The following is an 11,485-nucleotide window of genomic DNA, read 5'->3' on the forward strand; positions in this document are numbered from 1 at the left end:
CGTGCAGCCGATCTTTTCAATCGGCACCGAGACTGCAACCTTTCGTGCAACATAGGAAAGCGCCCGCACACAGCGAGGCGGCCTCGCCGGGCTGCGCCGGCTCAGCTTGCGGACACCGCCTTGCTGCGCACCACGCCGTAGCGCTGCAGCGTGCGTTCGCGCGCCTCGGCGTGGTCGACGACGGGTTTCGGATAGCCCTCGCCCAGCACGATGCCGGCGGCTTCGAGCTCCACTGGCGTGGCATTCCATGGCGCGTGGATCGACGTGTTCGATAGCTTTGAAATCTGAGGCAAATAACGCCGGATGAACTTGCCTTCCGGGTCGAAGCGTTCGCTCTGTGTGACCGGATTGAAGATTCGAAAGTAAGGTTGCGCATCGCAACCGCTGGAGCTCGCCCACTGCCAGCCGCCGTTGTTGGAGGCGAGCTCGAAGTCGTTCAGGTGCAGTGCGAAGTAGGCCTCACCGCGACGCCAGTCCAGTCCCAGGTCCTTGCACAGAAAGCTCGCCACCACCATGCGCAGCCGGTTGTGCATGTAGCCGGTCTGGTTGATCTGCGCCATGGCCGCGTCGATCAACGGGTAGCCGGTTCGGCCCTGGCACCAGGCGTCGAAGAGCCCGTCGGCATGCTTGCCGTGATGCCAGATGATTTTGTCGTACTCGGGTCTGAAGCTCTTGCCCTCGCCAATGCGCGGGTTGAACGCCAGCACCTGAAAGTAGAAGTCGCGCCAGATCAGTTCGCTGAGCCAGGTCGCGGCCCCGACGTCGCCTTGCAGCGCGAGTTGATGTGCCACGCCGGCCAGTTGCCGGATCGACACCGTGCCGAAGCGCAGATGAACGCTCAGGTAGCTCGGGCCGCGCACCGCCGGAAAGTTGCGCGACGCGTCGTAGCGGTCGATGCGCTGAAAGAAGTCGTCGAACAGCGCTGCGCCGCCCTGGGTGCCGGTGGGGATTTCGAGCTCGGCGAGGTTGGTCTTCTCGAAGCCGATGGCCTTCAACGTCGGTACGCCGGCACGATGCGATTCGGGCGGCGGTGCCAGTGCATCGACGTAGTGGCGTACCGGATACGGCTTCAGATAGAAAGCTTCGAGCTTGGCGAGCCAGGCGCGCTTGTAGGGCGTGAACACGGTGTACGACTGACCGGTCTTGGTGAGCACCTCGTCGCGCTCGAAGATGGTCTGGTCTTTGTAGGTGTGATACGTGACGCCGGCGTTGGCCAGCGCGCCGAACACCTTGGCGTCACGTTCGAGCGCTGCCGGCTCATCGTCGCGATTCGCGAACACGGCTTGTACTTCGAGTGCGTGGGCCAGCGCCGCGATTTCGTCGGCCGCGACCGCATGCCGAACGATCAGCCCGCTCCCCAGGGTACGCAGCTCCGCATCGAGCTCCACCAGCGATTCGCGGATGAATTCGACCCGTCGATCGGCGCTCGGCAAGGCGTCGAGGATGGCCCGATCGAACACGAACACGCACAGCACCTGCCGGCAGCTGCGCAGTGCGTGATAGAGCGCTGCGTTGTCGTCCACGCGCAGATCGCGACGGAACCACATCAGCCCTTTGGGATAGGCTTTGTCGACGGCCAGTAAAATGGGAGGCATATGGCTTCTGATTCTGCCCCGATGAACCTGACGCATCATTTCCTGATCGCGATGCCCGGTCTGGCAGACAAGGCATTCAGGCGCAGCGTGATCTACCTGTGCGAACACAGCGAACGCGGCGCGCTGGGCCTCGTGATCAACAAGCCCAGCGACATGAATTTGAAGGGTCTGTTCGAAAAGATCGAGCTGCATCTGAGTCGACCCGAACTGGGTGAGGCGCCGGTTTTCCAGGGTGGGCCGGTGCAGACCGAACGTGGCTTCGTGCTGCACGAGCCGGTGTTCGCGGAAGGCGACAAGCCCGAGGAGTCGGTCTATGCATCGACCATGACGATTCCGGGTGGCCTTGAAATGACGACGTCGAAAGACGTGCTCGAAGCGCTGGCGACCGGCGCCGGGCCGCGCAAGGTGCTGGTGTCGCTCGGTTATGCGGCCTGGGAGCAGGGGCAGCTCGAGTCCGAGCTGGCCGAGAACAGCTGGCTTACCGTCGATGCCGATCCGGCGGTCATCTTCGACACGCCGATCGAGCAGCGCTACGACCGCGCGCTGTTGTTGCTGGGGCTGGAAGCCTGGAAGCTGTCGCCCGACGCCGGTCACGCCTGAGCGCTTTGGTCATGTCGAACGAGCCAGCCAACACAGCCTCATCCCGTGACGTTTCCGCTCCTTCTGCTGACCCGGTCCCCTCGCATTTTCAGAGCTTCCTGGCCTTCGATTTCGGCTTGAAGCGCACGGGCGTCGCTACCGGCAATCGCCTGCTCAAGACCGCGTCGCCGCAGGCCACCATCAAGGCCGAAGGCGATGTCCGCTTCGTTCAGGTCGAAGCCCGCATCCGCGAATGGCAGCCCGATGCACTTGTCATCGGCGTGCCATTTCATCCCGATGGCGCAGCGCACGAGAACACGCGTCGTGCTCAGAAGTTCGCACGCCAACTGCACGGACGCTTCAAGCTGCCGGTGTACGAAGTCGACGAGCGCTACAGCACGACCGAGGCGCTCGCGTCCGGCGCGCGCGATGCCGATGCCGCCTCCGCCTGCATCATCCTGGAGCAATTCCTGAGGAGTCTTTCTTGAACACGATCCCCGACGCCGAGGCGCTCTACACCGCGCTCACATCCGGCGTAAAGCAGCTGATGCGGCCCGAGACGAGGCTGGTCGGCATCACTTCCGGCGGCGCCTGGCTGGTGGAGCGGCTGCAAAAAGACCTGGGCCTGCCCGGCGGCCCCGGCGTGATCTCGTCGGCCATGCATCGCGACGACTTCGCACGCCGCGGCCTGGCTGCGAGCGCGCAAACCGCGTTGCCGTTCGAAGTGAACGGTGCCGATGTGCTGCTGCTCGACGACGTGCTCTACACCGGCCGCACCATCCGCGCGGTGCTCAACGAGCTGTTCGACTTCGGGCGTCCGGCCTGCGTGCGGCTTGCGGTGCTGGTCGACCGCGGTGGGCGTGAACTGCCGGTGGCAGCCGACTTCGCAGCGACGCATTTGACGTTGCCGGACACCCAACTCCTGGCTTTGGCACGCAGCGAATCAGGCGTGTTCAGCTTGCAAGTTGAGGCCACTCGCTGATGCTCTACAAACGCAATCCGCAGCTCAACAAGAACGGCGAACTCATCCATCTGCTGTCGATCGAAGGGCTGCCCAAGAGCATCCTTACGCACATCCTCGACACAGCCGCCAACTTCACCAGCGTGAGCGACCGCGAGGTCAAGAAGGTCCCGTTGCTGCGCGGCAAGAGCGTGTTCAACCTGTTCTTCGAGAACTCGACGCGCACTCGCACCACCTTCGAGATCGCGGCCAAGCGGCTGAGCGCCGACGTCATCAACCTCGACATCGCGCGCTCGTCGGCGACCAAGGGCGAGTCGCTGCTCGACACCATCGCCAACCTGAGCGCGATGGCCGCCGACCTGTTTGTGGTGCGGCACGGCGAATCGGGCGCGCCGTACCTCATCGCGCAACACGTCGCGCCGCATGTGCATGTGATCAACGCCGGCGACGGCCGCCATGCGCATCCGACGCAGGGGCTGCTCGACATGTACACGATCCGTCACTACAAGAAAGACTTCACCAACCTCACGGTTGCGATCGTCGGTGACGTTCTGCACTCGCGCGTGGCGCGCTCCGATATTCACGGCCTCACCACGCTGGGTTGTGCCGAAGTGCGGGTGGTCGGCCCCCGGACGCTGGTGCCCGACGACATGGCCCAGATGGGCGTGCGCGTGTGCCACACGCTGGAAGAAGGCATCAAGGATTGCGACGTCGTGATCATGCTGCGCCTGCAAAACGAGCGGATGAGCGGCGCGCTGCTGCCGTCGAGTCAGGAGTTCTTCAAGACCTACGGGCTCACGCCGGAGAAGCTTCGGCTGGCCAAGCCGGACGCCATCGTGATGCACCCGGGGCCGATCAACCGCGGTGTCGAAATCGACTCCGCTGTGGTCGACGGCAGGCAGAGCGTGATCCTGCCGCAGGTCACTTTCGGTATCGCGGTACGCATGGCGGTGATGAGCATCGTTGCGGGCAATGAAGCATGAACATCCTCATAACAAACGGCCGCGTGATCGATCCGGCATCGGGCTTCGACCAGCGGGCCGACGTCGCGTTGGCCGACGGCAAGGTCTTCGGCATCGGCGACGTTTCGGGCTTCAAGGCCGATCGCATCCTAGATGCCGCAGGCTGCATCGTGGCGCCGGGCCTGGTCGATCTCGCAGCGCGCCTGCGCGAGCCCGGCTTTGAGCACGAGGGCATGCTCGAAAGCGAGATGGCCGCGGCGGTCGCGGGCGGAGTGACCAGCCTGGTCTGCCTGCCCGACACCGACCCGGTGCTCGACGAGCCTGGCCTGATCGAGATGCTGCGGTTTCGCGCATCCAAACAAAACGGCGCACGCCTGTTTCCGCTGGGCGCCCTCACCCGCAACCTGGCCGGCGAAGTGCTGACCGAGATGGCCGCGCTGACCGAAGCCGGCTGCATCGGCTTTACCCAGGCCGACGTGGCCCTGGCCGACACGCAAGTGCTGCAGCGCGCGTTGCTCTACGCGAGCACCTTCGGCTACACCGTATGGCTGCGCCCGCAAGACCGCGACCTCGGCAAGGGTGTCGCGGCCAGCGGCCCGCTCGCGACGCGGCTCGGCCTGTCCGGCGTGCCGGTGGCGGCGGAGACCATCGCGATCTTCACCATCGTCGAACTCATGAAGAGCACCGGCGCACGCGTGCACCTGTGCCGGCTCTCTAGTGCGGCCGGTGTGCAACTGGTGCGCGAAGCCAAGGCGGCCGGCCTGCCGCTGACCTGCGACGTCAGCATCAATTCGCTGCTGCTGATAGACACCGACATCGGCTACTTCGACAGTCGCGCGCGGCTCAACCCGCCCCTGCGCCAGCAGCGCGACCGCGATGCGTTGTCGGCAGGGCTGGCCGACGGCACGATCGATGCGCTGGTGTCCGACCACACGCCGGTCGATGCCGATGCCAAGACGCTGCCCTTCGCCGAGAGCGAAGCGGGCGCGACCGGGCTCGAATTGCTGCTGCCGCTGGCGCTGCAATGGGGTGAGCAGAGCGGTGTCGGGCTCATGCGCGCGTTGCGTGTCGTGACATCGGCGCCGGCCCGACTGCTGACTGCAGCCGGCGCCGGCCAGTTGACGACAGGCGGTGTGGCGGACGTCTGTGTGATCGACCCCGAGATCGAATGGCAGGTGCAGCCCGAGACGCTGCGCAGCCATGGCAAGAGCACACCGTTTGCCGGCTACGCGCTGCGAGGACGGGCGCGCCATACGCTCGTCGCCGGTCGCCTCGTTCACGGCTGAAGCGCCGACTTCGCGCATGCGTCAACTCTCCGCTTCCTGGAAATTGCTTCGCGCCGTCGGCCATGCGCTCGGTGGCTGGTGGACCATCCGCTTCAAGTTTCCGGCAATGACCCCGGCGCAACGCGAGACGGCCGTGCAGCAGTGGGCAACGCGCATGCTGGCGCTCATGGGAGTGCAGCTCACGGTGCAGGGCACGCCACCTGCGGGCGGGCCGGTGCTGCTGGTGTGCAACCACCTCTCGTGGCTCGACATCCTCGCGATCCACGCGGCACGCCACGTGCGCTTCGTCTCGAAAGCTGGCGTCAGGCATTGGCCGCTCATCGGCATGTTGTCGACCGGCGCGGGGTCGCTCTATATCGAGCGTGAGCGGCGACGCGACGCGCTGCGCGTGGTGCATCACATGACCGACGCGTTGCGCAAGGGCGACCTGATCGCGATCTTTCCCGAGGGCACGACCAGCGATGGCCATGGGTTGTTGCCGTTCCATGCCAACCTGATGCAGGCCGCTATCTCAGCCGATGCGCCGATCCAGCCCGCTGCGATTCGCTTTGCCGATGCCGCCACCGGCGAGACCAGCCAGGCGCCGCGCTATATCGACGACGACAACCTCGTCATCTCGTTGTGGAACACGCTGACGGCACCGCCGTTGCTGGCCATCGTCCGGTTCGGCGAGCCGCAATCGGCGTATGGACGGGAGCGGCGCAGTTGGGCGAGATCGCTGCATGAAGACGTTCAACAACTTCGTCGCGAAACGTTCTGACCAAAAAAAGCGCCCCGAAGGGCGCTATGGAACGACGCCAGTGAGGCGCCGGGAGGAGGAACCTGTCGAATCTCAAAAGACGCCGAAAACCTTCAGACCGATGATGACGATGAGCGGGACGCCGCACAGCCAAAGGATGATGCTTTTCATGAAGGTCTCCGTGTGTTGGTGAGCCACGACCTTAGTGGTCTGCCCTGGGCCTTTGCTGCCGGATAACGCATCCCGCGCACGTCGGCGTGTGCCTACAGGCGGTCAGGGCTGGGCGCGAGTCCGTACCTCAGGTCACCGTTGCGTGCGGATGCAGCGGATGCGTCAGCGTATCGGCGACCAGCCGCAATGCCTGATCGCATTCTTCGCGCGACATCGGCCCGCCGAGGCAGATGCGCACCGCGTCCGGCGGCGCGCCGTCGGTAGAGAAGGCTGCGCTCGCGACCACGCCGACGTTCTGGCTGCGCAGGTACGAAGCGAATTCGACGGTGCTCCACGCCGAGGTCAACGGCAGCCACAAATGAAAGCCCTCGGTCTGTTGATCGGAGCCGTTGATCCCGTGGTCGGCCAGGTGCTTGACCGCCAGCGCCTGGCGCGCGTTCGATTCGTTGCGCACCGCGACCAGCATTTCGTCGGCGGTGCCATCTTCGACCCACAGCGTGGCGAGCGCGTTGGTGATGGGCGAGGCCATGACGGTGGTGGCACGCAGCGCGCCAGCCAGGCGTTGCGATTGCCGCGCGTTGGGCGAGCGCACGTAGGCGTTGCGCAGCCCCGCACCCAGCGTCTTCGAAAAACCGGTGATGTAGTAGGTGAGGTCGGGCGCCATGCTGGCGAAGGTCGGGGGCACCTGGCGCGGAATCATCGCGTAGGCGTCGTCTTCGATGATCGGAATGGCGTAGCGCAAGGCGATGTCGGCCAGCGCTTCGCGACGCGCGCGAGAGATCGTCGCGGTGGTCGGGTTGTTGAGGGTCGGGTTGACGTAGAGCGCCTTGGGCTTGAGCGTTTTGCAGGCGTGCTCGAAGGCATCGCCCATCGGGCCCTCTTCATCGAGCTGCAGTGCATGCAGCTGGATGCCCAGTTGTGTGGAGATCGCCTTCACGCCCGGATAGGTCAGCGCCTCGACGCAGATCAGTTCGCCCGGTCGTGCGAGTTGCGAGAACACCGCCGCCAGGACGCTGTGGATGCCGGGGCACACCAGCATCTGGTCGAGCCGGCAATCGGGTACGCGCGGCCGCAGCCACTGCATGCCGGCCTCGCGGTCGCGCACGGAGCCGCCGAAGTCCTGGTAGCGCAGCAGATCCCACAGGTCGGAATCGGCCATCACGCGAGCGGCGCTCTCGTGCATGCGTCCGAGCAGGCCGGCGTCCTGCGGCTCGGGCGGCAGGTTCATCGTCATCTCGGCACCGCTGCCGCCGCGCAAGGGCAGCGCGGGGCTGCTGCCGCGTATGAAGCTGCCGGTGCCCGAGCGCGAGTCGATGAGGCCGCGCTTGCGCGCCTCCGCGTAGCCGCGCGCCACGGTCGTGTAGTTGAGCCGCAAATCGACCGCGAGGTCGCGCAGCGTGGGGAGCTGGTCGCGCGCCGTCAGCCGGCCTGTACGGATGTCGTCGGCAATCAGGTCGGCGAGCAACAGGTAGGCGGGCTTGCTGCTCGTGTCGAGCTTGCGCTGCCAATGCTGCGAGAGTTTGGTCATGTGTTGCTCATGGCGGGTTCACGGTGAGTTGATCGCATCCATTGATCGCATCGGATGCGATCGGTGAATGCGATTGGCGGACGCAGGTTCCGTGCCGACCAAAACGAGTCGTATGGAGCGGTGGCGAGCGATCAATGCCTCGAACGTGTGCATTCAAGTCCATTGATCGGGTGCATTGATCGCATCGAAAGCGCATCAACGGTGTGCATGGCGAGGCCTCGAAGGCTGTCTGCAGGGCGCACCCAGCCATTGAAAAGAGCGCCTGAAATTCTTTCGAGGTCCCGGATGGCGCACTGCTATTGATTGATTGCAGGTTGATCGCATCCACACGGGTTTCGAGTGGCACAAAGCGTGCGAATTCGAAGGGCGAGCAGCACATCGTCCCTCTCGTTTTTCAGTCCACTTTTCAACCGGAACACACCATGCCCAAAGTCACCAAAGCACCGAACGTCACTGGCGATCACCTTGTCGACTACGAAGAAAAAGTATTCGAAGACGTCAAGGCCGAACCGGGCGAGAAGGCCCTGGTCACCTTCCACACCGTCGCCTTCGAAGGCTCGATCGGTTTCGTCAATCTGCTGCAGGCCACGCGGCTGAAGCGCAAGGGTTTCGACACCACCATCCTGCTGTACGGCCCCGGCGTCACGCTCGGCGTGCAGCGCGGCTTCCCGACGCTGGGCGACGAGGCTTTCCCCGGTCATCAAAACTTCAACAAGCAGATCACCAAGTTCATGGAAGAGGGCGGCAAGGTCTACGCCTGCCGCTTCGCGCTGCAGGCCCTGTACGGCCATGGCGAAGGCTCGCTGATTCCGGGCATCGTGCCGATCAGCCCGCTCGACGTGCTCGACATCGTGCTGCTGCACCGCAAGGCCAACGCCTTCATCCTCGACACCTGGACCCTGTAAGAGTCGCGCTGCCATGACATCGCCACGCATCGTCCGCGCCGCAGCGGTACAGATATCGCCCGACTTCGAGAGCCATGACGGCACCCTGAACAAGGTGTGCGAGGCGATCGATGAGGCCGCGGGCAAGGGCGTGCAGCTGATGGTCTTTCCGGAGACCTTCGTGCCGTACTACCCGTACTTCTCCTTCGTGCAGCCACCGGTGCAGCAGGGGCCGGCGCACATCCGGCTGATGGAGCGGTCGGTGGTGGTGCCGGGCCCGGTCACGCTGGCCGTGGCGGAGCGGGCGCGGGCGCGCGGCGTGGTGGTGGTGCTCGGCGTCAACGAGCGTGACCATGGCAGCCTCTACAACACGCAACTGGTGTTCGACGCCGACGGCACGCTCGCGCTCAAGCGCCGCAAGATCACGCCGACGTACCACGAGCGAATGATCTGGGGCCAGGGCGATGCGGCCGGCCTCAAGGTGGTCGACACCGCCGTCGGCCGCGTCGGCGCGCTGGCCTGCTGGGAGCACTACAACCCGTTGGCTCGCTATGCGCTGATGGCGCAGCACGAAGAAATCCATTGCGCGCAGTTCCCCGGCTCGTTGGTCGGGCCAATCTTCGCGGAGCAGATGGAAGTGACCATCCGCCATCACGCGCTCGAGTCGGGTTGCTTCGTGGTGAACGCGACCGGCTGGCTGACCGATGAACAGATCGTCGCGATCACGCCCGACACCGGTTTGCAAAAGGCGCTGCGCGGCGGTTGCCATACGGCCATCGTTTCACCCGAAGGCAAGCACCTCGCAGCGCCGCTGACCGACGGCCAAGGCATGGTCATCGCCGACCTCGACATGGCGCTGATCACCAAGCGCAAACGAATGATGGATTCGGTCGGCCACTACGCGCGGCCCGAACTGCTGAGCCTGGCGATCAACGAGCGTCCTGCCACGACCACTTTCGCCATGCCGGCCGCCGCCGAGCTTTCCAACGGTTCTTTCGGTTCTTCTTCTTCCACCGGACATCCCTATGACCACACCGACCGCAACGCCAACCTCCCCGTCGAGCCGGCAACTGATGACCGAGTTGCAGTCCTTCGGGTTGCGGCTGGTTGATCCTTCGGCCGGCGCGGCCAGCCGCCGCGGCGGTGCCGGCCCATCGGACCACAAAGCCGTCACGGTGGACGGTCACACGATCATGGTGCCGGTGCATACGTCGACCGCGTGGAACTCGCCCTTCACCGCGCAGGCACCCGACGCGCAGGGTATGAGCACCATCACGCGTGGTGCGATTCCCATCGCGAGCATCAGCTTTCCGAAGCAGCCGCGCTTTTATTCGATGCAGACTTTCGACGGCGTGCCTTACTCGCACATCGCGACGCTGCATGGCTCCGACGTCCTTGCGACAACGGTGCTGCAGACCTGCATCCGCTACGAGAGCCGCAAGAAGACCTGCAAGTTCTGCGCGATCGGGCAGTCGCTCGCAGCCGGCCGCACGGTGGCGCGCAAGACACCCGAGCAGCTGGCCGAAGTGGCGCGTGCCGCGGTGTTGCTCGACGGCGTCAAGCACATGGTGCTGACGACTGGCACGCCCAACGCGACCGACCGCGGTGCGGCCATCCTGTGCGAGAGCGCATTCGCGATCAAGGCCGCGGTCGACATTCCGATCCAGGGCCAGTGCGAACCGCCGGACGACGACCAGTGGTTCCACCGCATGAAGGCGGCTGGCATCGACACGCTCGGCATGCACCTCGAAGTGGTGACGCAGTCGGTGCGCGAGAAGATCATGCCGGGCAAGGCCAGCGTGCCGATCTCGCGCTACATGAGCGCGTTCGAGGCAGCGGTCGGCGTGTTCGGGCGTGGCCAGGTCAGCACCTACATCCTGGCCGGGCTCGGCGACACGCGCGAAGCCATCCTCGAGATCTGCGACACGCTGCTCACGATGGGCGTGTACCCGTTCGTGGTGCCGTTCGTGCCGATCAGTGGCACCCCGTTGGAAGACCATCCCGCGCCGACGCCGGAGTTCATGAAGTCGATCCTCCAGCCGCTGGGCCAGCGCGTCGCCGCCCACAACCTGCGTTCGAGCGACATCAAGGCCGGCTGCGGAAAATGCGGCGCCTGCTCCTCGCTGTCGGTGTACGAGTCCTGACTCGAAACCATTCGAAAGAAGGAGCCCACCATGAGCTGCATCGATGACATCGTCGACCCTGTGGTGCACTACGCGCCGGTCGAATTCCTCGTGCGCGAGGCTGCGCAACGCTGGGAACGCGACGAAGCGCATGCCTTGCGCCGCGCGGTGTTTTGCATCGAGCAGGGCATCTTCATCGGCGACGATCGTGATGGCATCGATGAGCACGCGCAGTTGCTGGTTGCGATGTCGTGCATCGGTGGCATGCCGGATCAGGTGGTCGGCACGGTGCGTATCCATGAAGCATCGCCCGGTGTTTGGTGGGGCTCGCGACTTGCCGTGCACGCGGCGCTCAGGAACCAGGGCCATCTGGGCGCGACGCTGATCAAGCTGGCGGTGACGCGTGCACGTGCGCAGGGGTGCAACACGTTCATGGCACATGTGCAGTCGCAGAACGAGGCGCTGTTTCAGAAGCTGCACTGGCGTACGACGGGCGCGCTGACGATTCATGGAAGACCCCATGCGGAGATGCAGCCGGACTTGCGCTTTTATCCGCCGTGCCATGACCCGGTCAGCGGCTTCGTCTCCCGCGCGGGTCGTCCGTCTTTTCCCTCTCCAGCTGGGAGAGGCCAGGGTGAGGGCAGCAGCCTTGAATAG

The 11,485-nt window shown here is 65.0% G+C and carries 12 protein-coding genes; 10 read left to right on the forward strand and 2 right to left on the reverse strand.

All coding sequences use genetic code 11. The features are described from left to right. Positions 1–101: 101 nt before the first annotated feature. On the reverse strand, positions 102–1,595 hold the full coding sequence (locus RCH10_RS19505; protein ID WP_409053678.1) for a cryptochrome/photolyase family protein: 1,494 nt from the start codon (positions 1,593–1,595) through the stop codon (positions 102–104). Between RCH10_RS19505 and RCH10_RS19510 the strand changes: the two genes are divergently transcribed. Genes RCH10_RS19510 through RCH10_RS19535 form a run of 6 tightly spaced genes read left to right on the forward strand, consistent with a single transcriptional unit; the run spans position 1,596 to position 6,143 of the window. After that, positions 1,596–2,195 (forward strand): YqgE/AlgH family protein, encoded by a 600-nt coding sequence (locus tag RCH10_RS19510; protein WP_323495697.1) that lies wholly within the window; start codon positions 1,596–1,598, stop codon positions 2,193–2,195. Between the two features lie 11 nt (positions 2,196–2,206). After that, positions 2,207–2,662 (forward strand): Holliday junction resolvase RuvX, encoded by a 456-nt coding sequence (ruvX, locus tag RCH10_RS19515; protein ID WP_409053679.1) that lies wholly within the window; start codon positions 2,207–2,209, stop codon positions 2,660–2,662. Next, positions 2,659–3,156 carry a bifunctional pyr operon transcriptional regulator/uracil phosphoribosyltransferase PyrR gene (gene pyrR / locus RCH10_RS19520; RefSeq protein ID WP_409053680.1) on the forward strand — a complete coding sequence of 166 codons (498 nt, stop codon included), beginning with the start codon at positions 2,659–2,661 and terminating at the stop codon, positions 3,154–3,156. Before ruvX ends, pyrR begins: the two co-directional genes overlap by 4 nt. Beyond that, positions 3,156–4,118, forward strand: coding sequence for an aspartate carbamoyltransferase catalytic subunit (locus RCH10_RS19525; protein WP_323500181.1), 963 nt, complete (start codon positions 3,156–3,158; stop codon positions 4,116–4,118). The genes pyrR and RCH10_RS19525 overlap by 1 nt, the downstream gene beginning before the upstream one ends. After that, the gene (locus RCH10_RS19530) at positions 4,115–5,383 is read left to right on the forward strand and encodes a dihydroorotase (protein ID WP_323495694.1); all 1,269 of its coding nucleotides are present in this window, start codon (positions 4,115–4,117) and stop codon (positions 5,381–5,383) included. The genes RCH10_RS19525 and RCH10_RS19530 overlap by 4 nt, the downstream gene beginning before the upstream one ends. 16 nt (positions 5,384–5,399) lie before the next feature. Beyond that, positions 5,400–6,143, forward strand: a complete 744-nt coding sequence (locus RCH10_RS19535; protein WP_409053681.1) for a lysophospholipid acyltransferase family protein — start codon at positions 5,400–5,402, stop codon at positions 6,141–6,143. 277 nt (positions 6,144–6,420) lie between these two features. Here RCH10_RS19535 and RCH10_RS19540 read toward each other — a convergent pair whose 3' ends face one another. After that, on the reverse strand, positions 6,421–7,821 hold the full coding sequence (locus RCH10_RS19540) for a PLP-dependent aminotransferase family protein (protein WP_323495692.1): 1,401 nt from the start codon (positions 7,819–7,821) through the stop codon (positions 6,421–6,423). A gap of 422 nt (positions 7,822–8,243) precedes the next feature. Between RCH10_RS19540 and RCH10_RS19545 the strand changes: the two genes are divergently transcribed. Genes RCH10_RS19545 through RCH10_RS19560 form a run of 4 tightly spaced genes read left to right on the forward strand, consistent with a single transcriptional unit; the run spans position 8,244 to position 11,485 of the window. Then, the gene (locus tag RCH10_RS19545) at positions 8,244–8,726 is read left to right on the forward strand and encodes an MSMEG_0572/Sll0783 family nitrogen starvation response protein (protein WP_187053060.1); all 483 of its coding nucleotides are present in this window, start codon (positions 8,244–8,246) and stop codon (positions 8,724–8,726) included. A 13-nt stretch (positions 8,727–8,739) separates the two neighbouring features. Beyond that, positions 8,740–9,816: a Nit6803 family nitrilase gene (locus tag RCH10_RS19550; RefSeq protein WP_409053682.1), complete on the forward strand. Its 1,077-nt coding sequence runs from the start codon at positions 8,740–8,742 to the stop codon at positions 9,814–9,816. Beyond that, complete coding sequence (locus RCH10_RS19555) at positions 9,779–10,849, forward strand: MSMEG_0568 family radical SAM protein (protein WP_323495819.1); 1,071 nt, start codon at positions 9,779–9,781, stop codon at positions 10,847–10,849. The genes RCH10_RS19550 and RCH10_RS19555 overlap by 38 nt, the downstream gene beginning before the upstream one ends. A gap of 30 nt (positions 10,850–10,879) precedes the next feature. Next, entirely contained in the window at positions 10,880–11,485 is a 606-nt protein-coding gene (locus RCH10_RS19560; RefSeq protein WP_409053683.1) for an MSMEG_0567/Sll0786 family nitrogen starvation N-acetyltransferase, read from the forward strand.

Source organism: Variovorax sp. GrIS 2.14, from assembly GCF_046115955.1.
Lineage (GTDB): Bacteria > Pseudomonadota > Gammaproteobacteria > Burkholderiales > Burkholderiaceae_C > Variovorax.

Bases quoted from the DNA above. Each gene is read 5' to 3' on its own strand.
- RCH10_RS19550 (WP_409053682.1), top strand. From the start codon at position 8,740: ATGACATCGCCACGCATCGTCCGCGCCGCAGCGGTACAGATATCGCCC.
- ruvX (WP_409053679.1), top strand. From the start codon at position 2,207: ATGTCGAACGAGCCAGCCAACACAGCCTCATCCCGTGACGTTTCCGCT.
- RCH10_RS19555 (WP_323495819.1), top strand. From the start codon at position 9,779: ATGACCGAGTTGCAGTCCTTCGGGTTGCGGCTGGTTGATCCTTCGGCC.
- RCH10_RS19540 (WP_323495692.1), bottom strand. From the start codon at position 7,821: ATGACCAAACTCTCGCAGCATTGGCAGCGCAAGCTCGACACGAGCAGC.
- RCH10_RS19510 (WP_323495697.1), top strand. From the start codon at position 1,596: ATGGCTTCTGATTCTGCCCCGATGAACCTGACGCATCATTTCCTGATC.
- RCH10_RS19535 (WP_409053681.1), top strand. From the start codon at position 5,400: ATGCGTCAACTCTCCGCTTCCTGGAAATTGCTTCGCGCCGTCGGCCAT.
- RCH10_RS19525 (WP_323500181.1), top strand. From the start codon at position 3,156: ATGCTCTACAAACGCAATCCGCAGCTCAACAAGAACGGCGAACTCATC.
- RCH10_RS19560 (WP_409053683.1), top strand. From the start codon at position 10,880: ATGAGCTGCATCGATGACATCGTCGACCCTGTGGTGCACTACGCGCCG.
- RCH10_RS19545 (WP_187053060.1), top strand. From the start codon at position 8,244: ATGCCCAAAGTCACCAAAGCACCGAACGTCACTGGCGATCACCTTGTC.
- RCH10_RS19505 (WP_409053678.1), bottom strand. From the start codon at position 1,595: ATGCCTCCCATTTTACTGGCCGTCGACAAAGCCTATCCCAAAGGGCTG.
- RCH10_RS19530 (WP_323495694.1), top strand. From the start codon at position 4,115: ATGAACATCCTCATAACAAACGGCCGCGTGATCGATCCGGCATCGGGC.